Below are 20,898 nucleotides of genomic sequence, written 5' to 3'. Positions count from 1 at the left end.
ACCGGGCGTTCGATGATGGCCGTGCCGTCCACTGGGCATGCTCTCACCATGTCCGAGTACGAGTGGGATCGCACCACCATGGCCGTCGTCGCCTCGGCCCTGTCCGGCGACAGCGACGGCGCGGTGGAACTCCTTCGGCCGCTCCCCCAGCGCGATGTGTGCCATGTCGCGGTGCGACTGGCCGCGATGGCCGCGGATGCCCTGATCGTCGCCGCCCAGGACGCCGGCGGGGACCGCGCGGAGGCACTGTCGCAGTGGCAGCAGTGCATCCTCCAGCACGAGGCGGAGCACAGCGGGGAATGAGCCGTGGGGCGGCCGGGCGGGGTGCGACTCCCCCGCCCGGCCGGATCCGGGCCCGCCGCCGCTACTCCACGACGGGCAGCAGCTCCGGCAGGTGGCCGTCCGAGGCCAGTGCGGCGGCCTGGCGCTCCTCGGGGACGTCGCCGTAGGTCGTCGTCCGGGGGCGGGCCGGGCGGCCGGCGAGCTCGGCGATGCCGATCAGGTCCTGGAGGGAGCGGTAGGAGCCGTAACTCGAACCTGCCATACGGGAGATGGTCTCCTCCATCAGGGTGCCGCCGAGGTCGTTGGCGCCGGAGCGCAGCATCTCCGCGGCGCCCTCGGTGCCCAGCTTCACCCAACTGGTCTGGATGTTGGTGATGTGCGGGTGGAGCAGGATCCGGGCCATCGCCGTCACCGCGCGGTTGTCGCGGGTGGTGGGGCCGGGGCGGGCGATGCCTGCGAGGTAGACGGGGGCGTTGGTGTGGATGAAGGGCAGGGTGACGAACTCGGTGAAGCCCTCCACGCCCTTGGCCTCCGCGGACTGCTGGATCTGCGCCAGCAGCCGGAGGTGGCCGAGCCAGTGGCGGGGCTGGTCCACATGGCCGTACATCATCGTCGACGAGGAGCGGATGCCCAGCTCGTGGGCGGTCTTGATGACCTCGACCCAGGTGGCGGTGGGGAGTTTGCCCTTGGTGAGGACCCAGCGGACCTCGTCGTCGAGGATCTCGGCGGCGGTGCCGGGGATGCTGTCCAGACCGGCGGCCTTGGCCTCGGACAGCCACTCCCGGATGGACAGGCCGGTGCGGGTCGCCCCGTTGACCACCTCCATCGGCGAGAAGGCGTGCACGTGCATGCCCGGGACCCGCTCCTTCACGGCGCGGGCGATGTCGAAGTACGCCGTGCCGGGCAGGTCGGGGTGGATGCCGCCCTGCATGCAGACCTCCACCGCGCCCACGTCCCACGCCTGTTGGGCGCGGTCGGCGACCTGGGAGAGGGAGAGGGTGTAGGCGTCGGCGTCCGTGCGGCGCTGGGCGAAGGCGCAGAAGCGGCAGCCGGTGTAGCAGACGTTGGTGAAGTTGATGTTCCTGGTGACGATGTAGGTGACGTCGTCGCCGACCGTGGCGCGGCGCAGGTCGTCGGCGATCCGGCAGAGCGCGTCCAGCGCCGGACCGTCGGCGTGCAGCAGGGCGAGCGCCTCGTCGTCGGTGAGCCCGGTCGGGTCGTCGGCGGCCTGCGAGAGGGCCAGCCGGACGTCGGCGTCGAGGCGGGAGGGCACCATGCCGGGCGCGGCGGCCTCGCGCAGCGCCTCCCAGTCGCCGTAGACCTCGTCGAAGTCGTCCCGGCGGTCGGCCGTGCGGCCCTCGGTGTCGATGGTGCGGTGCAGGTCCGTGCGCCCGGAGGAGACGAAGCCCTCGTCGGGCTCCTGCCAGGGGAGGCCCGCCACCACGGCGTCCTCCCGGGCCAGCCCGGTCTCCGGGTCGGCGAGGGCGGTGACGTGCGGCCGCAGCCGGGGGTCCAGCCAGGGCTCGCCGCGCTGGACGAACTCCGGGTAGACCGCGAGGCGTTCGCGCAGGCGGAAGCCCTCGGCGGTGGACTTCTCGGCGAGCGCGTCGATCTGGGGCCAGGGGCGCTCGGGGTTGACGTGGTCCGGGGTGAGCGGGGAGACGCCGCCCCAGTCGTCGATGCCGGCCCGGATCAGCCGGCCGTACTCCCCGTCCACCAGGTTGGGCGGCGCCTGGAGGCAGGCGGACGGGCCCATGATGTGCCGGGCGACGGCCACGGTGGCGACCAGCTCGTCCAACTCGGCGTCGGGCATCCCGCGCATCGCGGTGTCCGGCTTGGCGCGGAAGTTCTGCAGGATCAGTTCCTGGATGCCGTGGTAGGCACGGGAGATCCGGCGCAGCGCGAACAGCGATGCGGCGCGCTCCTCGTAGGTCTCCCCGATGCCGATCAGCAGGCCGCTGGTGAACGGCACGGAGCTGCGCCCGGCGTCCTCCAGGACGCGCAGCCGGACGGCGGGCTCCTTGTCGGGCGAACCGTAGTGCGGGGCGCCGGGCTCGCTCCACAGGCGCTCGGCGGTGGTCTCCAGCATCATGCCCATCGACGGGGCGACCGGCTTGAGCCGCTGGAAGTCCGTCCAGGACATCACGCCGGGATTGAGGTGGGGCAGCAGCCCGGTCTCCTCCAGGATGCGGATCGCGATGGCGCGGACGTAGGCGATGGTGTCGTCGTACCCTTCGGCCTCCAGCCACTCGCGCGCCTCGGGCCACCGCTCCTCGGGCTTGTCGCCGAGGGTGATCAGGGCTTCCTTGCAGCCGAGTTCGGCACCGCGGCGGGCGATGGCCAGCACCTCGTCCGGCGACATGAACATCCCGTGGCCGGCCCGGCGGAGCTTGCCGGGGACGGTGGCGAAGGTGCAGTAGTGGCACTTGTCGCGGCACAGGCGCGTCAGGGGGATGAAGACGCTCTTGGAGTACGTGATGACGCCGGGGCGACCGGCGGCCTCCAGGCCCGCGTCGCGCACCCGGGCCGCCGAAGCGCACAGGTCCGTGAGGTCCTCGCCGCGCGCCTGGAGGAGCACCGCGGCCTCGGTGACGTCCAGCGCCACGCCGTCCCGGGCCCGCTTGAGCGCCCGGCGCATCGCGTTGGCGGTCGGCCGCGGGGCCGCCCCGCTCTGGGCGCCCCGGCCCGATGCCTGGTCAGATCCCCGGTCGGGCCCCTGGTCAGATCCCTGCGCGCTGGAAGTCATGCCCCCGAGCATACGAGCGCCCACCGACAACTCGGCCGCCGGAGACGGAGCCGGTGATGTGCCGCTGGTCACGTGAAACGGAGGTTTCCTCCGGGGGGTTCGCGGCGCCTTCGGGGCACCATCCGGCGGCCGCCCGTGGGCACCACCTGCCGGCCGCCCACGGGCATGCCGGCGAACCGGCCCGGGCGAGCCGGACCGGTCGGGCGTGCGCGGCTGTCGGCGGCGCGGTCAGAGGGAGGTCAGCAGTTCCTCGGAGTAGGTCCGGGTCAGGAACTCCATGCTGTGGCCGTCGGGGTCGTCGACGTACAGGCCCCGCCCGCCGTCGTGGTGGTTGATCTGCTGCGGCTTGGAGTGCAGCGGGTCGGCCCAGTAGGGCAGATCGCGCTCCTGTATGCGGGAGAAGATCCCGTCGAACTCCTCCTCCGTCACCAGGAACGCGTAGTGCGTGGCGACGAACTCCCGGCCGCCGGCGACGTGCTCCGCGAAATCGAGGGTCACCCCGTTGTCCAGTTTGAGCGCCGCGAACGGGCCGAACGCCTTGGGTTCGGGGGCGTCCATCAGGTCCGCGAGGAAACGGGCAGAGGCGAAACGGTCCTTGCTGTGCACGATCGTGTGGTCGAGGCTGGGCATGGCGTCTCCTAGGTCTCCGAGAGCTCGACGGAACGCCCTCGGGAAGCGGTCCGTAGTGCCTTCACCCACGACGTTACGCCCGGCGGCACCGGGCCGGATCGGTCTGCGGTACCGCCCCTGCGGGGCACGCCGTAGGCCGATGGTCCTAGGGCGGCCCGGTGGATCAGGGCCGGGGCCAGGGTCGGGGCCTATCGGGATGGCCCCGTGCGGTGCTTACCCGGGGTGGCCGCGGCTCACGGGGAGTGGGCGGGGCGCGCCCCTCACAGATACTGCGCGAAGTCGTCCAGGGTGCGCAGGATCTCCGCCTCGCCGGCCGACGGCAACTGGAGGACCACCTCCGGCAGCCCCAGTTCCTGGTAGTGCGCCAGCTTGCCGGGCGTAGGACGGACCGCGTACGGCACCACCTCCGGCTCGCCCGCGCGCCCGGCGTCCTGCCAGGCGCGCCGCAGGGCCGGGAGGGCCTCCGACAGGCCACGGCCGCCGACGGGCAGCCAGCCGTCCGCGGCGGCCGCGATCTCCGCCAGGAGCTTGGGGCCGGCCGCGCCGCCCAGCAGGATGCGCGGCGCGCCACCGGCCGGCTTGGGGTGGGCGAAGGAGGCCCGCACGGAGCCGAACGCGCCCTCGTAGGCCGTGGGTTCGTCGGCCCACAGGGCGCGCATCAGCGCCAGCCGGTCGCGGACCAGCGCCCGCCGGGTCGACCAGTGCACCCCGTGGTCGGCGGCCTCCTCGACGTTCCAGCCGTAGCCGACGCCGAGGGTGAGACGACCGTCGGAGAGGTGGTCCAGGGTCGCGACCTGCTTGGCGAGGTCGATCGGGTCATGCTGGGCGACCAGGGTGATGCCGGTACCCACGCGGAGCCGTTCGGTGACCGCGGCGGCCTGGCCGAGGGCCACGAACGGGTCGAGGGTGCGGCCGTACTCACGGGGCAGCGGCTCGCCCATGGGGGCCGGGGTGTCCCGGGAGACGGGGATGTGGGTGTGCTCGGGCAGATACAGCCCGTCGAATCCGCGCTGTTCCAGCTCGTGGGCCAGCCGGACCGGCCGGATCGTCTCGTCGGTCAGGAAGATCGTGGTCGCGATCCGCATGCTGGCGTACCTCCGCGTCGGGCGTTGGGGGCGGTCGGGCGGTTGGAGTGACCGCATGTTGCCGCACCGTCGACGAGTTATCCACAGGGCTTTTGCCGCGTGTCACACGCGCGTAGAACAGTTTTCACACCGCGGAACGACGCGGGGTGACGACACGAGGGCGGCACGCGGCGGACGGCTGGCGCGCGCACGCACCGCGTTCCGCGGCGGACCGGCCGCGGCGGGAAGGAAGCTCGACGACGGCAGGGGGACGGAAATGGAACGACGCGAGGTGCTGAAACTGTCGGCGGCGGCCGGCGCGGCGGGCGCACTGACGCTCGGCCGGGTCAGCTTCGCCGAGGCGGCGCCGGCCGCCGGGCCCACCGGCGGCGGATCGGCCGAGCAGACCCGCACGGTCACCGGCCATCTGCCCGTCGGCGCACCGGACTTCGTCTATCTGCCGGTGGACATCCCGCACGGCGTACGGGAGATCGCGGTCGCCTACCGCTACGACAAGCCGACCGTGCCCGAGGGCACCGCGGGGAACGCCTGCGACATCGGCATCTTCGACGAGCGCGGCACGGAGTTGGGCGACGCGGGCTTCCGCGGCTGGTCCGGCGGGGCGCGGACGGAGTTCTTCCTGCGCGCCGACGACGCCACCCCGGGCTACCTCCCGGGCCCCGTCAACGCCGGCACGTGGCACATCGCCCTCGGCCCGTACACCGTCGCCCCGCAGGGCCTGGACTACGAGGTCACCGTCACCCTGCGGCACGGCGCCCCGGGGACGACCCCGACGCCCGTCCACCCGCCGGAGCGGGCCCGGGGCCGCGGCCGGGCCTGGTACCGCGGGGACAACCACCTGCACTCCGTCTATTCGGACGGCAAGCGCACCCCGGCCCAGATCGCGGCGCTGGCCCGGGCCGCCGGGCTGGACTTCATCACCACCACCGAGCACAACACCACCGCCGCCCACCGCGCCTGGGAGGGGCTGTGGGGCGACGACCTGCTGATCCTGACCGGCGAGGAGGTCACCACCCGCAATGGGCACGTGGTGGCGATGGGCACCGATCCCGAAGTCTTCATCGACTGGCGCTACCGCGCGCGGGACAACGCCTTCGGCCGCTACGCCCGCGCCATCCGCCGGGCCGGCGGCCTGGTCATCCCGGCGCATCCGCACGCCACCTGCGTCGGCTGCAACTGGAAGTTCGGGCTGAACGACGCCGACGCGGTCGAGGTGTGGAACGGCCCCTACGGTCCGGACGACGAGATCACCCTCGCCGAGTGGGACAACACCCTGGTCGCCCACGCCAGGGGCGGCGGCGCCTGGCTGCCCGCGGTCGGGCACAGCGACGCGCACCGCGATCCGGATGTGGTCGGCCTCCCGCAGACGGTCGTGCTGGCCGACGACCTCTCGCGCCGCGCTCTCCAGGACGGCATCCGGGCGGGCCGGGTCTGGATCGCCGAATCCTCCGGGGTCGACCTTGCGCTCACCGTCTCGGGAGAGCGCGGCGAACACACCGGGATCGGCGAGCGCCTGGCGGTGCCCGGGACGTCCGCGGTCACCGCCCGGCTGACGGTCTCCGGCGTGCCCGGCTGCACGGCCTCCTTCGTCACCGACCAGGGCCGCCGCCACACCGCCCCGCTGCCGCCCTCCGGCGCGGGCACGATCACCTGGCGGACCACCCCCGACAACGCCGCCTACCTACGCGCCGAAATACGCCACCCGTCGTCGACCACGGACCTCCCGGGCCCGATGGCGGCGCTCACGAACCCGATCTTCCTGGGACGGAGGTGATCGAACGGCCGTCGATGAGCTGACCTTGGGAAGTGGCCGGGTTCGATGGCCCCGGTGCTGACCGGTCCGGGGCGTCCCAGTGCCGGCCTGGACGGGCCCGGCCGACTCGGGGCGGTCCTTGACGCCGAGGGTGCCGTGGGTGCCGTGGGTTCTGTAGGTGCCTGCGCCTTGAGCTGCCGTGGGGTGCCTTGAGGTGCCTTGAGGTGCCGTGGGGTGCCTTGGGCTGGTCCGAACCTGCCCGGTTCCTCGGGCTGAGGTGGGGTGGGGTGGGGAGGGGGCGGGGTGGGGGGAGGGGCCCCGGCCCCCTCCGGCTAGTCCTCGACCACCAGCGCCGGCGTGGCCCGGGTGAGGATCTCGCCGCGGAAGAAGGCCGGGTTGCGGCGTTGCATGGCCAGCATGAGCACGACGCCGAGGAGGAGCAGGCCGACGCCGATGAGGAACACCGAGCCGATGCCGAAGACCGAACTGCCCGATCCGTATGCGGGGTTCCACATGTCGAGCAGCGTCTTGGCGAAGACCGACGCCAGCAGCAGTCCGCCCAGCAGCGGGAAGACGCCCTTGAGGAAGAGGTCGCGGACGGAGTTGCGCAGCTCGCGGCGGAAGAACCAGGCGCAGGCGAAGGCCGTGATCGAGTAGTAGAAGCAGATCATGAGGCCCAGCGCGTAGATGGTGTCGATCAGCACGTTCTCGCTGATGAAGCTCATCACGGCGTAGAAGACGCCGGTGGCGGCGCCGGCGGCGACGGTGGCCCGGCCCGGGGAGCGGAAGCGCGGGTGGATCGTGGCGAAGGAGGCCGGCAGCGCCTCGTACGTACTCATCGCCAGGACGGTCCGGGCGACGGGGATGAAGGTGGTCTGCAGGCTGGCCGCGGCCGAGGCGAGGACCGCGACGAAGAGCAGGACGCCGAGCACGGTGCCCATGACGGGGTTGGCGAGGGCGGCGAAGACGTTGTCGGCGGTGCGCGGGTTGCCGAGGCCGAGTCCCTTGCCGCCGACGCCGGCGAACATCTGGGAGCCCACGGCGGTGAGCAGGTAGGAACCGATCAGTACGAGCATCGCGAGCAGGGCGGCGCGGCCGGGTGTCTTCTCGCTGCCGGCGGTCTCCTCGTTCACCGTCAGGCAGGTGTCCCAGCCCCAGAACATGAAGATCGAGAGGGAGAGTCCGGCGGTGAAGGAGGAGAAGGACTTGACCGCGAAGGGGTCGAGCCAGCTCCAGGAGAAGTGCAGGGAGCCGGTGAGGTCCCCGGAGCGCGCCTTGGTCACGGCCATCGCCACGAAGACGGCGAGGACGGCGAGTTGGAGGCCGACGAGGGTGTACTGGACGCCCTTGGTGGCGGTCATTCCGCGGTAGCTGATGGCGGTGGCGATGGCGATGAAGGCCAGGCAGGTCAGGACGTGGGCGATCCGGTTGTGGTCCAGGGCCGCGACGGTGGGCGAGCCGGTGAGTTCGCCGAGCAGGAGGTAGAAGAACGAGGTGGCGACGCCGGCGAGGTTGGAGAGCACGATGATCGTGGCGATCACCAGGCCCCAGCCGCACATCCAGCCGACCCGCGGCCCGAATGCCTTGACGGTCCAGGTGAAGGAGGTGCCGCAGTCGGGGACGGCCTTGTTCAGCTCGCGGTAGGCGAAGGCGACCAGCAGCATCGGCAGGAACCCGGCCAGGAAGACGGCGGGCATCTGCACGCCGACCTCGCCGACGGTGGGGCCGAGCGTGGAGGTGAGGCAGTAGACGGGAGCGACGGTGGAGATGCCGATGACCGCGCTGCCGAGCAGGCCGACGGAGTTGCCGCTGAGGCCCTTGCTCCGGGTGTCGCCGGCGCCGCCGTGGGGGCTGCTGGTGGTAGCGGCGACGCTCGTTACCGTGTCTCCGGTCTGGGGCCGGGGGTCTACCTGAACCATGAACAGGACGTTAAGTGCTGCTGTTTTCGCATCCGGAAGATCGCCCTCCGGTCCACTCGACTTCACTCCGCAGGAAGATCTGCCGCCCTAGACGTCCATTCACAAGAAGAATTTGAGTTGAACCTTGGACTTCACGGGCGGGACGAAAGCCTTCCGCATTGCGAGAACCGCAGCACCGCCCGTTTTGCCCCGGTTCTAAATTTTCCCGTCCGAATTTCGAACGTCACATTCCAGCCACCGGACCGTCACCCGAGCCCCACCACCGTCCGCACCGCGTCGCCTCCCCCGGCCGCGGCCCCGGAAGGAACCCTCACCCCGGCCAGACGATCGCCTGGAGTTCGCTGTACGCGTGCAGCGCGTACGAGCCGACGTCGCGCCCGACGCCACTGCGCTTGAAGCCGCCGAACGGCGCCTCCATGTTCCGCCCGACGGTGTTGACGCCGACCCCGCCGGCCCGCAGCCGGCCCGCCACCCGGAAGGCACGGGCCACATCGCCGGACCAGACGTAGTCCAGCAGCCCGTAGTCGCTGTCGTTGGCCAGCGCGATGCCCTCCTCCTCGTCGTCGAAGGGGACCACCGTCACCACCGGCCCGAAGATCTCCTCGCGGACCGCCCGCATCGCGTTGGTGCAGTCCGCGAAGAGCGTCGGCGCCACATAGAAGCCGCGCTCCGGCCCCGGCCGCTCGCCCCCGGTGACCAGCCGCGCGCCCTCCTTCACCGCCAGCGCCGTGTACGCCTCGATGCGGTCCCGGTGCGCGGCGGAGATCACCGGGCCGACGACCGTGGCCGGATCCCGCGGGTCGCCGACGGTCAGCTGTTCCGCGTACCGCGCCAGACCGGCCACCAGGCGCTCGTAGATCCCGCGCTGGGCCAGTACCCGGGTCGGCGCGGTGCAGATCTGGCCACTGTAGAAGGAGAAGGTGGTGCCGATCCCGGACACCGCGGACGCCAGGTCGGCGTCGTCGAAGACCAGCGCCGCGCCCTTGCCGCCCAGCTCCATCAGCTGTCGCTTCATCCCGCGGCCGCACTCCTCGGCGATCCGTCGGCCGACCGCGGTGGAGCCGGTGAAGCTGACCATGTCCACGCCTTCGGCGGCCACCGCCGCCTCGCCGACCTCCGGCCGCACCCCGCTGACGACGTTGACCACCCCGGGCGGGGCCCCGGCCTCGGCCAGCGCCTCGGCCATCCGGTACACCGACAGCGGGTCCTGCGGGGCCGGCTTGACCACCACCGTGTTGCCCATCGCCAGCGCCGGCGCGACCTTGCCCGCCGGGTTGGCCCACGGGTTGTTGTACGAGGTGATGCAGGTGACGACGCCCACCGGGCGGCGCACCGCGACCGCCCCGAAGACGCCCCCGCCCCCTATCGGCCCCGCCGCGTTGATCTGCGGCGGCACCGCGCTCTCGACCGGCTCCAGGGCGCCGCGGGCATACCGTTCGAACCGGGCCGCGGACACCCCGACCTGGAGGGCGCGCGCCGTCCCGGTCGTCGCGCCGCTCTCGGCCTGCGCCAGCTCCGCGTAGCCGGCGAACTCCCGGCGGATCACCCGCGCCGCGCGGTCCAGGACGGCCGCGCGCTCCTCGGGCGCGGTCCGCGACCAGCCGTCGAAGGCGTCCCGGGCCGCGTCCACGGCCGCCGCCACCTGCGCCGGGCTCGCCTCCGGGGCGGGCGCGACGACCTCCTCGGTGGCCGGGTCGATCACGTCGTAGTACCCGCCCTCGGGTGCCACCCACTCCCCGCCGATGAACAGCCGCTGTTCCGCCGCCCCGGTCGTGCGCGCGTCCGTGCTCACCTGGTGCTCACCGTCCTCGTGTCCCGCCCCGAGCGCAGTACGGTCCCGGGCACCGCGCCGGTCACCACGTCGTCCCGGATGGTCTCCACCCCGTTGACCCGTACGCTGACCACTCCGATCGCGCGGGAGTCCAGCCGCGGGCTGTCCCCGGGCAGGTCGTGCACCAGTGTCGCGGCCCCCGCGTCGATCCGCTCGGGGTCGAAGAGCACCAGGTCGGCGTGGTGGCCCTCGGTGATCCGGCCCCGTTCGCGCAGTCCGAACAGCCGGGCCGGGTCGTCGGTCAGCATCCGCACCGCCTGTTCCAGTCCGACGAGCCTGCGTCCGCGCAGGCAGTCGCCGAGGAAGCGGGTGGTGTACGGGGCGCCGCACATCCGGTCCAGGTGCGCGCCGGCGTCCGAGCCGCCGAGCAGGACGTCCTCGTGCTGCCAGGTCTGCCGGCGCAGGTCCCAGCTGTCCGGGTCGTTGTCGGTCGGCATCGGCCAGAGCACGGTGCGGAGTTGGTCGTCGGCGCAGATCTCGACCAGGCAGTGGAAGGGGTCCTGGCCGCGCTCGGCGGCGATGTCCCGCACCACCCGTCCGGTCAGCCCCTTGTTGGCGGCGGAGTAGGTGTCCCCGATGACGTATCGGGCGAAGTCGGTGAGCCGCCGGAAGACGCCGGCTTCCTTGCTGTGCGCGCGGCGCAGCATCGCGGCGCGGACGTCGGCGTCGCGGAGCCGGGCGATCCGCTCGGGCACCGGGAGGCCGAGGATCTCGCCCCAGCCGGGGATGAGGTTGAGGGCGCAGAAGGTGCCCAGCGACATGTTCATCGGGGTGAGGATCGGCATGGTCAGTGCCACGATGCGGCCGCCGGCCCGGCGGGCCCGTTCGCTGGCGACGAGTTGGCGGGGCACGCGTTCGGGGACCGCGGCGTCGATGGTGAGCACGTTCCAGTTCAGTGGGCGGCCGGCCGCCGCGGACATCGCGACGAGCAGGTCGATCTCGTCGTCGTCGAACCGGTCCAGGCAGCCGGCGACGATCGCCTCCAGTTGGGTTCCCTCGTGTTCGGCGACGGCGCGGGAGAGCGCGAGCAGTTCGTCGGGGCGGGCGTGCCGGGAGGCGACGGGTTTGCCGTCGCCGTCGGAGTGGGTGGCGGACTGGGTGGTGGACAGCCCCCAGGCCCCGGCGTCCATCGCGTCGTGGAACAGCCGGAGCATCGCGTCGAGTTGGGCGTCGGTGGGCGCTCCGCCGATCGCGTCCGGGCCCATCGCGTGGCGGCGGAGTGCGCAGTGCCCCACCATGAAGCCGGCGTTGACCGCGATGCGGCCCTCCAGGGCGTCGAGGTATTCGCCGAAGGTGTGCCAGTTCCAGGGTGCGCCCTGTTCGAGCGCGACCAGCGACATGCCCTCGACCTTGCTCATCATCCGCCGGGTGTAGTCGGCGTCCTCGGGCCGGTCGGGGTGGAGGGGGGCGAGGGTGAAGCCGCAGTTGCCGCCGGCGACGGTGGTCACGCCGTGGTTGAGGGACGGGGTGGCGTAGGGGTCCCAGAAGAGTTGGGCGTCGTAGTGGGTGTGCGGGTCGATGAAGCCGGGGGCGAGGACCAGTCCGTGGGCGTCCTCGCTCGTGCCGGCCTCCTCGGTGACGGTGCCGGGTTCGGCGATCACGGCGATCCGCCCGTCCCGGATGCCGACGTCGGCCGCGAAGGCGGGCGCGCCCGTGCCGTCCACGACGGTCGCGGCCTGGATGAGGTGGTCGAGCATGGCGTGCGTCCTCTCTCGGGTGCGGGGCGCGTGCGGGACGGGCGGGTGGCGCGCGGGGCGGGTCGGGTTCAGCCGGCCGTGGTTCCCGCCGCCTGCCGGAAGCGGGTGGTCCGGTGCACCGGGTCGGTGTCGATCTTCGGGATGACGTGCTCGCCGATGAGCTTGATGGTGTTGACGGTGTCCTCGTAGGAGACCCCGATCGGCAGTCCGAAGGAGAGCTGGTCGGCGCCGGCCTGTTCCCAGCGCTTGCACTGCCGCAGCACCTCGTCGGGGTCGCCGCAGATCATCAGCTCCTCGGCGATCAGCAGCTCGATGATCTCCTCGGTGTACTCCGGGAGCAGTTCGGGCCACTGCGGGATGCCGTCGGGCCGCGGGAAGGTGTCGTGGTAGCGGAAGAGCAGCGACTGGAGGTAGTTGAGTCCGCCGCCGACCGCGATCCGGACGGCCTTCTGGTGCGTCTCGGCGCAGATGGCGGTGGAGGTCACCATGACGTTGTCGTTGACGAAGTCGCCGACCGGTTCGGCGTCCTTGACCGCGTTCTTGTAGGAGTCGACGACCCACTCCATGTCGGCGACCTTCTGGACGCTGAAGCCGAGGACGCCCAGTCCCTTCCTGCCGGCCATGGCGTACGAGGACGGCGACCCGGCCGCGTACCACATCGCCGGGTGCGACCTCCCGTACGGCTTGGGCAGGACCTTGCGGGGCGGCAGCTGCCAGTGCCTGCCCCGGAACCCCTGGTACTCGTCCTGGAGCCACATCTTGGGGAATTCCGCGATGGTCTCTTCCCAGATCTCCTTGGTGTGGTTCATGTCGGTGATGCCCGGCAGGAACCCCAGGATCTCGTGGCTGCCGGCGCCCCGGCCGGAGCCGAACTCGAACCGCCCGGCGGAGAGGTGGTCGAGCATGGCGACCTTCTCGGCGACCTTCACCGGGTGGTTGACCGGGGCGAGCGGGTTGAAGATGCCCGAGCCGAGGTGGATCCGTTCGGTCGCGTGCGCGAGGTAGCCGAGGTAGACGTCGTTGGCGGAGAGGTGGGAGTACTCCTCCAGGAAGTGGTGCTCGGAGGCCCAGGCGTATTTGAAGCCGGACTTGTCCGCCTGGATGACGTACTCGGTCTCCTCCATCAGTGCGTGGTGCTCGGCCTCCGGGTCGGCCTGCGCACGCGCGGCGGGCACGTAGCCCTGCACAAAGAGCCCGAATTCCAAGGGGGTTCACCGTCCCTTATCCGCTGCTGCGGCTGTTTCTGACGTACCGTCAGATTTCACTGTCCCGACTGTTCCAGCGGCACCGGAACCCGTCAATACCCGCAACCGGCAAACCTGACGCCTCATCAGTTAAGGCGTCGACGGGCACCGCCCGGCAGGCTCAGAACGGGCTCACCCCCGCCAGCCACCCCCCGTCGATCACGAACGGCTGCCCCGTGATGTACGACGAGTCCTCCCCCGACAGGAACAGCGCCAGCCGGGCCACCTCCTCCGGCCGTCCGATCCGCCCCAGCGGCACCAGCTTCCGGTACAGCTCGTCCACCGCCCGCGCGGCCTCCTGCGGGTCCGCCGACGGATCCAGCGCGGCCGGATTGGTCATCGGTGTGTCCACCGCCCCCGGGCACACCGCGTTCACCCGTATCCCCTGGGCGGCCAACTCCAGCGCCGCCACCCGGGTCAGCCCCACCACCGCGTGCTTGGTGGCGGCGTACGCCCCGACGAACGCCATCCCGGTCAGCCCCGCGTACGAGGCGGTGTTGACGATCGTCCCGCCGCCGGCCGCCGCGATCCGGGGCGCCACCGCCCGGATCCCCAGGAAACACCCGGTCTGGTTGACCGACAGCACCTGCTGGAACTCCTCCAACGGGGTGTCCACCAGCGCGTTGAACCGCAGGATCCCCGCGTTGTTCACCAGCCCGTCGATCTTCCCGAACGCCTCCTCGGCGGCCTCGACGAGCGCCGCCCAGTCCCCCTCCTCCGCCACGTCCAGCGGCACGAACCGGGCCCGCTCCGCGCCCAGTTCCGCGGCCAGCGCCTGCCCCGGTTCCTCCAGCACATCCCCGAGCACCACCCGCGCCCCCTCCGCCGCGAAGAGCCGCGCCTCCTGCTCCCCCTGGCCGCGCGCCGCCCCGGTGATGACGATGACCCTGCCGTCGAGCTTGCCCATGCCTGCGCTCCCGTGATGTCGGTACGAAGGGCGGCCCGCGCACACACCCGCGCGTCCGGCCGCCGCCCAGCCGTTCAGCCGCCCAACCGCCCAGCCGCTCAGTCACCCAGCCGCTCAGTCGTTCAGCAACGGCCCGACCTCGGCCCCGAAGGCCGCGATCTGCGCGACCAGTTCCGCGCGGCTGCGGCTGCGGAACCGCACCTGGATCTGCCGCACCCCCATCGCCGCGTACTCGCGCAGCGACCCGGCGATCCGCTCCGGCGTCCCGGCCAGCGTCCGCCGCCCCACGTCCCACCCGGGCTCGCCCACATACACCGGCTCCGCGATCGCCCCGATCTCGATCGGCTCGACCACCCCGGCCTCCGCCCGGACCCTCCGCAGCGTCGCGATCTGCCGCGGCAGCCGATCCCGCCGGTCCCCCTGCGGCAGCCAGCCGTCCCCCCGCATCGCGGCCCGCCGCACCGCCGCCGGGGACGAGCCCCCCACCCACACCGGCGGGCGGGGCGTCTGCACCGGCCGCGGCGCCTGCCCCAGCCCCTCGAACGCGAAGTGCTCCCCCTTGAACTCCGGGAACTCCTCCTCCCCCAACGCCACCTTCAACGCGTCGATCGTCTCGTCCAGCAGCGCCCCCCGGCGCGCGAAGTCCACCCCGACCGCCTCGAACTCCTCCCGCACGTGCCCGGCGCCGACCCCGAGGATCAGCCGCCCCCCGGACAGCCGGTCCAGCGTCGCGTACTGCTTGGCGCCGAGCAGCGGATGCCGCAGCCCGACCACCGCCACATGGCTCAGCAGCCGCACCCGTTCCGTGGCGGCGGCCAGGTAGGAGAGGGTGGCCACCGGGTCGTACCACGCGGTCCCCATCGCCCCGGCCAGCCGCCGCGGGATCGCCACGTGCTCACAGCAGGCGACGTACGCGAACCCGGCCCGGTCCGCCGCCCGCGCCACCGCCACCAGGTCCTCCGGCCCGGCCGACGCCTCCCACCCCTCCGCGAAGAGCGTGCTCCGCGCCTGCACCGGAAGCTGCATCCCGTACGCCAACCGCCCCTGCGGCAGCACCTGCACCATGACCGCACCCACCTATCTGACGGCTCGTCACCTATCGATCGGTGCGGTCATGGTGAGGGCTGACGCCCCATCGCACAAGGGCCGGGAGCACCCACCAGGCGCCACGCCGCCGCGGACACGGGGCGTCGCGCAGCCGGGGACACGAGGCGCCGCCCCGCCGGGGATCAGCGCGTCGGCGCCGACGGCCCCCAGAGCCCCTCACCCGTCAGCCCCAGCAGTTCGATCGCGTTGCCGCGGACGATGCGCTCGACGACGTCGGGGGCGAGGTGGGACATCTGGGCCTCGGCGACCTGCCGCGACTTCGGCCAGGTGGAGTCCGAGTGCGGGTAGTCGGTCTCGTAGAGGACGTTGCCCACGCCGATGGCGTCGAGGTTCTTCAGCCCGAAGGCGTCGTCGAAGAAGCAGCCGTGGACATGGCCGGCGAAGAGCTCGGACGGCGGACGGAGCACCTTGTCGGCGACGCCGCCCCAGGCGCGGTTCTCCTCCCAGACGACGTCCGCGCGCTCCAGGATGTAGGGGATCCAACCGATCTGCCCCTCGGCGTACATGATCTTCAGGTCCGGGAAGCGGTCGAACGTGCCGCTCATCAGCCAGTCGGTCATCGAGAAGCAGCAGTTGGCGAAGGTGATCGTGGAGCCGACGGCGGGCGGCGCGTCGGCCGAGGTGGACGGCATCTTCGAGGACGAGCCGATGTGCATGGCGATGACCGTGCCGGTCTCGTCACAGGCCCGCAGGAAGGGGTCCCAGTAGTCGGTGTGGATGCTGGGCAGCCCCAGGTGGGGCGGGATCTCGCTGAAGCAGACGGCACGGACGCCGCGGGCCGCGTTGCGGCGCACCTCCTCGGCGGCCAGCTCCGCGTCCCAGAGGGGCACGAGGGTCAGCGGGATCAGCCGGCCGCCGGCCGCCGGGCCGCACCACTCCTCGACCATCCAGTCGTTGTAGGCGCGCACCCCGAGCAGCCCCAGTTCGCGGTCCTTGGCCTCGGTGAAGGTCTGACCGCAGAAGCGGGGGAAGGTGGGGAAGCAGAGGGCGGACTGGACGTGGTTGACGTCCATGTCGGCCAGGCGTTCGGGGACGCTGTAGGAGCCGGGGCGCATCTGCTCGTAGGTGATGCCCTCCAGCCTGATCTCGTCGCGGGAGTAGCCGACGGCGGTGTCCAGACGGGTCAGCGGGCGCCGCAGGTCCTCGTAGACCCACCAGTCGGCTATCGGGCCGTCGTCACCGGGGGAGCCCATCGTGGGGGCGAACTTGCCGCCGACGAAGGTCATTTCCTTCAGTGGCGCGCGGACGATGCGGGGGCCGGTGTCGTGGTACTTCGACGGGAGGCGGTCCCGCCAGACGGTCGGGGGCTCCACGGTGTGGTCGTCGACCGAGATGATCCGGGGGAAGGCCCCCGCGGACCTCTTGGCCTCCTCGGGTTCCTTGCCTTGCCTGGGTTCCGTAAGCCGCTTGGTCTCCATGGGCGTCACGGTAGCGCCGATCTGACGGTCCGTCAGCAATGCCGCCGAGGGAGGTGACGGGGCGAACGGACGTGTGGGAAGGGAGGGAAAGAGGAGAACCGCCGGTCTCCCGGTGCATGGAGGCAGACGGGTCGGACGGCCGGTACCGGTCCACTGGCAGAAACAAACCAGCCAGTCGGGGATGTTGCACGAAGGCCCGGGTAGAGGGGCCACGGTGTGTGGCCGGTGCACAGGAAGGGCGGCGGACGAACGGACCGGCGGAACAGGGAAACAGGCGGCGAGCGGGACGGAACACCGCGTGGAGCAGGGCGAACGTGCCGGCCGGCCCCCCGGACACGGTCGACGGGAAGGAACGGAGGGCTCCCCTCCACGGAGCCTGCGGGGCGCGGCACCACCTCCACCACACCGCACGGGGAGGCTTTGTGCACGCTCCGGACCCCTACTGACGTAGAGGGCCGCGACAAGGCAGACTGACCGTTGCGCACAGCGCAAACGCACGGACGACCAGACAGCGCGGACGGACGGGACACGGCAGGGGGACACCATGGACGACGGTCCGGGACAGGTGCGGGAGCGGCTCCGCTTCACCGTGCTCGGTCCCGTGCGGGCCTGGCGCGGCGAGACGCCGCTGGCGGCGGGTTCCCCGCAGCAGCGCGCCCTGCTCGCGGCGCTGCTGCTGCGCGGCGGCCGGACCGCCACCGCGCCCGAGCTCGTCGACGCCCTGTGGGGCGACGAACCGCCGCACGCCGCGTTGGCCGCACTGCGGACATACGCCTCCCGGCTCCGCAAGGCGCTCGGCGCCGACGCGGAGGCCCTGGTCAGCGAGTCCGGCGGGTACGCCCTCCGGCCCGTGGACGGCCACCCGCTGGACCTCGACCACGACACCGCCGAGCAGTTCGCCGCCGAGGCCGAGAAGGCCAAGGCCGTCGGCGACCGCGGCCGGGCCCGCGAACTCCTCGACGCCGCCCTGCACCTGTGGGACGGCGAGCCGTTGGCCGGGGTCCCCGGCCCGTACGCCGAGAACCAGCGGGTCCGCCTCCAGGAGTGGCAACTGTCGTTGACCGAGGCCCACCTCGACCTCGACCTGGAGACCGGCTGCCACGCCGAGGCGGTCTCCGAGCTCACCGCGCTGACCGCCGCGCACCCGCTGCGCGAGCGGCTGCGGGAGCTGCTGATGCTGGCCCTCTACCGCAGCGGCCGGCAGGCCGAGGCGCTCGCCGTGTACGCGGACACCCGCCGGCTGCTCGCCGACGAGCTGGGCGTGGACCCCTGCGCCTCGCTCTCCGAACTCCACCAGCGGATCCTGCGGGCCGACGCCGAACTGGACGCCCCGGCCACCGCCGACCCCGGCTCGCCGGAGGCCACCTTCGTCCGGCCTCGTCAACTTCCCGCCACGGTCGCCGACTTCACCGGCCGGGCGGCCTTCGTCACCGAGCTCAGCGACCAGCTGGCCACGGCCGAGGGCAGCGTGATGGCGGTCTCCGCGGTGGCCGGCATCGGCGGGGTCGGCAAGACCACCCTGGCGGTGCACGTCGCGCACACCGCCCGGGAGCACTTCCCGGACGGCCAGCTCTACGTCGACCTCCAGGGCGCGGGACACAACCCGGCCGAGCCGGAAGCGGTGCTCGGCGCCTTCCTGCGCGCCCTGGGCACCGCGGACTCCGCCATCCCGGACGGGTTGGAGGAGCGGGCGGCGCTGTACCGCTCCGCGCTGGCCGGACGGCGCGTCCTGGCGCTGCTGGACAACGCCCGGGACGCCGCCCAGGTCCGGCCCCTGCTGCCCGGTACGGCGGGGTGCGCGGCCCTGATCACCAGCCGGTCGCGGATGATCGATCTGGCCTCGGCCCACCTGGTCGACCTCGATGTGATGAGCCCCGAGGAGGCCCTGACCCTCTTCACCCGCATCGTCGGCGAGGAGCGCGTCACCTCCGAGCGGCAGGCCGCCATGGCGGTCGTCGGCGCCTGCGGGTTCCTGCCGCTGGCCATCCGCATCGCGGCGTCCCGGCTGGCCGCCCGCCGCACCTGGACGGTCTCCACCCTCGCCAGCAAGCTCGCCGACGAGCGCCGCCGGCTGGACGAACTCCGCGCCGGCGACCTGGCGGTGAAGGCCACCTTCGAACTGGGCTACAAGCAGCTGGAGCCCGCGCAGGCCCGCGCCTTCCGGCTGCTGGGCCTGGCCGACGGCCCGGACATCTCGCTGACCGCGGCGGCGGCGCTCCTCGATCTGGACCCCGTCTCCACCGAGGACCTGGTCGAGTCCCTCGTCGACGCCTCCCTCCTGGAGTCGGCGGCGCCCGGCCGCTACCGCTTCCACGACCTGGTCCGGCTCTACGCACGGGCCTGCGCCGAGCGGGACGAGCACCCCCCGACGGAGCACGAGGCGGCACTGTCAAGGCTGTTGGATTTCTACCTCGTGACAGCCTCGCGGATGTACGAGCTGGAACGCCCGGGCGACCGCCTCATCGCGCACATGGAGCGCGTCACCCATCCAGGGCTGGAATTCCCGGACCGTGCCTCGGCATTGGAGTGGCTGTTCAGCGAGGCGGGATGCATCTTGGCCTGCGCGCAGCAATCGACGGGCCCCCGTGCCGTGCGGCGTGCGGTGGACCTGCTGCTGCTGACCCGGGACCTCGCCGAATCGGGTGCCGACGCGCTGCAGTACGAGCAGACCAACATCGCCCTCCTCGCAGCCGCCCGCGACGCCGGCGACCAGCGCGCCGAGGCACGCATCCACACGGCACTCACCAACGTCCACACCCTGGCCGGCCGCTTCGACGAGGCCGAGGAACACGCCAAGTCGGCGATGCTCCTGGGGGTGGCCTCGGAGGACCCGTTCTCCTCTTCCTACGCGCCGAACGACCGGGGCATCATCGCGACCACCAAGCATCGTTACGACGACGCCGAGGCATACCTCACGCAGGCACTCTCCGCCTTCCGTGACGACGGCAACAAGCAGTCCGAAGCGAGCGCGCTGTGCAACCTCTCCCGCCTCCACATGGACACCGGACGGCTGGACAGCGCGATCCGGCTCGCCCAGACCGGTATCGCGATCTACCGCGAGCTCGGGGCACAACGGCGGCTGGCGAACGGCATGTACGCGCTGGGGCTCGCGTTCGCCCGCGCCAAGCGCATGGACGAGGCGACCACGCAACTCACCGACGCCTTGACGATATTCCAGGAGAGCAGGCAGCGGTTCTGGGTGGGGATGACGCACTTCCGGCTTGCGGAGATCTCCCTCGCCGACCACCGCCCCGCCCAGGCCGCCGCCAGCGCTGAGCAGGCCCTCACCGCGCTGCGCGGCCTGGGCGGCGGGTGGTGGCGAGCCAACGTCCTGCTGTTGCTCGGCCGCACGCTCCACGAACTGGGACACCTCAGGCGGGCGCGGGCCTGCTGGGAGGAAGCCCTCGCCATCTACGAAAGACTAGGTGTTTCGGAGATCGCTGAAGTGCAGGATCTCCTGCGTCACGCGACGGTGGCCTGAGCACCGCCGGAGACATTGCAAAGGACGTTTATCGATCGTTCATCGCGGCGGGCCACTCTTCTATACATCGAACCGCCGCCTCGGGGGGCAAGCGGCTCGGTGACGCGGCCCCACCGTAAGGTGTTCGGCCCAGGCATGCCCGTCCGGCAACCAACGGGGGAGTTGCCGGCCGGGCGTGGCCTCCAAGCGCCCATACACAGGAGTTGATCGACGTGGCCACCGAGAACAAGGCTCCGGAAGCAAACGAACGAGACATCGTCAAACCGATGGACAACCACACGCCCATCGCCGCTCCCGGCCTCGGCAAGAAGAAGGCACCCAGGAAGCCCGGCGAGATGCTGCCTGCGGACAACCACACACCCATCATCAATCCGAGGTAACGCCGAAGCGGACCTATGTCACCGGGGGACCGCAGGGGCCGTTTCGATGGCTGGAGGGGAGCCATCGATGACGGCCCCTGCGGCATTTCCAGATTTCCCGCCGATCCAGCCAGACTATGACAAATACTCGCCGTTCGGTCGAACATTCGACTCAATGAACACTAGCGTCACTTGATGCGCTAGCACCCCGCATCAAGTCAAAGGAGTAGACGTGACCCGCGCCAAGAGATTCCTCACCGGCCTCGCCCTCGCGGCGGCCATCGCCGCCGGCGCCTCCGCCCCCGCCATAGCCGACGACCACCAACCGACCCAGTCCGACTTCGCACCCCTCGATCACCACCAGCCCGCGGCACCGGCGGACCACCACCAGCCCTGATCCCGCGTGGCATCCACACCCTGTGATGCGACGGCAGTGCGG

At 72.0% G+C, this 20,898-nt stretch carries 15 protein-coding genes; 5 read left to right on the top strand and 10 right to left on the bottom strand.

Translation table 11 applies throughout. The features are described 5' to 3' along the window. Positions 1-48 precede the first annotated feature (48 nt). Positions 49-303 carry a hypothetical protein gene (locus MOV08_RS24210; RefSeq protein ID WP_039635538.1) on the top strand — a complete coding sequence of 85 codons (255 nt, stop codon included), beginning with the start codon at positions 49-51 and terminating at the stop codon, positions 301-303. 61 nt (positions 304-364) lie between these two features. On the opposite strand, the gene MOV08_RS24205 is transcribed toward MOV08_RS24210, so the two are convergent. The 3 genes from MOV08_RS24205 to MOV08_RS24195 all read right to left on the bottom strand — a co-directional run bounded on the left by MOV08_RS24205 (position 365) and on the right by MOV08_RS24195 (position 4,743). After that, the gene (locus tag MOV08_RS24205; protein WP_275308807.1) at positions 365-3,028 is read right to left on the bottom strand and encodes a bifunctional FO biosynthesis protein CofGH; all 2,664 of its coding nucleotides are present in this window, start codon (positions 3,026-3,028) and stop codon (positions 365-367) included. 228 nt (positions 3,029-3,256) lie between these two features. Further along, complete coding sequence (locus tag MOV08_RS24200) at positions 3,257-3,658, bottom strand: VOC family protein (RefSeq protein WP_039635534.1); 402 nt, start codon at positions 3,656-3,658, stop codon at positions 3,257-3,259. 260 nt (positions 3,659-3,918) lie between these two features. Next, positions 3,919-4,743 (bottom strand): TIGR03619 family F420-dependent LLM class oxidoreductase, encoded by an 825-nt coding sequence (locus tag MOV08_RS24195; RefSeq protein WP_275308806.1) that lies wholly within the window; start codon positions 4,741-4,743, stop codon positions 3,919-3,921. 256 nt (positions 4,744-4,999) lie between these two features. Between MOV08_RS24195 and MOV08_RS24190 the strand changes: the two genes are divergently transcribed. Continuing rightward, a complete protein-coding gene (locus MOV08_RS24190; RefSeq protein ID WP_275308805.1) occupies positions 5,000-6,517 on the top strand; it encodes a CehA/McbA family metallohydrolase in 1,518 nt (505 codons plus the stop codon). A gap of 311 nt (positions 6,518-6,828) precedes the next feature. Here the strand turns inward: MOV08_RS24190 and MOV08_RS24185 are convergent, their stop codons facing one another. The 7 genes from MOV08_RS24185 to MOV08_RS24155 form a co-directional block, all read right to left on the bottom strand. Further along, a complete protein-coding gene (locus MOV08_RS24185) occupies positions 6,829-8,415 on the bottom strand; it encodes an APC family permease (protein WP_275308804.1) in 1,587 nt (528 codons plus the stop codon). 310 nt (positions 8,416-8,725) lie between these two features. After that, complete coding sequence (locus MOV08_RS24180) at positions 8,726-10,207, bottom strand: aldehyde dehydrogenase family protein (RefSeq protein WP_275308803.1); 1,482 nt, start codon at positions 10,205-10,207, stop codon at positions 8,726-8,728. Then, the gene (locus MOV08_RS24175) at positions 10,204-11,943 is read right to left on the bottom strand and encodes an N-acyl-D-amino-acid deacylase family protein (protein WP_275308802.1); all 1,740 of its coding nucleotides are present in this window, start codon (positions 11,941-11,943) and stop codon (positions 10,204-10,206) included. The genes MOV08_RS24180 and MOV08_RS24175 overlap by 4 nt, the downstream gene beginning before the upstream one ends. A gap of 68 nt (positions 11,944-12,011) precedes the next feature. Continuing rightward, complete coding sequence (locus tag MOV08_RS24170; RefSeq protein ID WP_275308801.1) at positions 12,012-13,148, bottom strand: LLM class flavin-dependent oxidoreductase; 1,137 nt, start codon at positions 13,146-13,148, stop codon at positions 12,012-12,014. Between the two features lie 160 nt (positions 13,149-13,308). Then, positions 13,309-14,094: an SDR family NAD(P)-dependent oxidoreductase gene (locus MOV08_RS24165; RefSeq protein ID WP_039635522.1), complete on the bottom strand. Its 786-nt coding sequence runs from the start codon at positions 14,092-14,094 to the stop codon at positions 13,309-13,311. A 114-nt stretch (positions 14,095-14,208) separates the two neighbouring features. Continuing rightward, the gene (locus MOV08_RS24160; RefSeq protein ID WP_275308800.1) at positions 14,209-15,159 is read right to left on the bottom strand and encodes a TIGR03619 family F420-dependent LLM class oxidoreductase; all 951 of its coding nucleotides are present in this window, start codon (positions 15,157-15,159) and stop codon (positions 14,209-14,211) included. 164 nt (positions 15,160-15,323) lie between these two features. After that, positions 15,324-16,619, bottom strand: coding sequence for an amidohydrolase family protein (locus tag MOV08_RS24155; RefSeq protein ID WP_052286848.1), 1,296 nt, complete (start codon positions 16,617-16,619; stop codon positions 15,324-15,326). Between the two features lie 544 nt (positions 16,620-17,163). Between MOV08_RS24155 and afsR the strand changes: the two genes are divergently transcribed. The 3 genes from afsR (at position 17,164) to MOV08_RS24140 (ending at position 20,856) form a co-directional block, all read left to right on the top strand. Further along, complete coding sequence (afsR, locus tag MOV08_RS24150) at positions 17,164-20,100, top strand: SARP-family global regulator AfsR (RefSeq protein ID WP_275308799.1); 2,937 nt, start codon at positions 17,164-17,166, stop codon at positions 20,098-20,100. Positions 20,101-20,312: 212 nt separating this feature from the next. Then, the gene (locus MOV08_RS24145) at positions 20,313-20,480 is read left to right on the top strand and encodes a hypothetical protein (RefSeq protein ID WP_167739064.1); all 168 of its coding nucleotides are present in this window, start codon (positions 20,313-20,315) and stop codon (positions 20,478-20,480) included. Between the two features lie 211 nt (positions 20,481-20,691). Next, positions 20,692-20,856 carry a hypothetical protein gene (locus tag MOV08_RS24140; protein WP_275308798.1) on the top strand — a complete coding sequence of 55 codons (165 nt, stop codon included), beginning with the start codon at positions 20,692-20,694 and terminating at the stop codon, positions 20,854-20,856. Positions 20,857-20,898: the final 42 nt, after the last annotated feature.

Origin of the sequence: Streptomyces yunnanensis (assembly GCF_029011865.1) — a bacterium.
GTDB lineage: Bacteria > Actinomycetota > Actinomycetes > Streptomycetales > Streptomycetaceae > Streptomyces > Streptomyces yunnanensis.
Note: the sequence above shows the minus strand (reverse complement) of the source record. Positions and strands in the feature narration are given on the sequence as shown.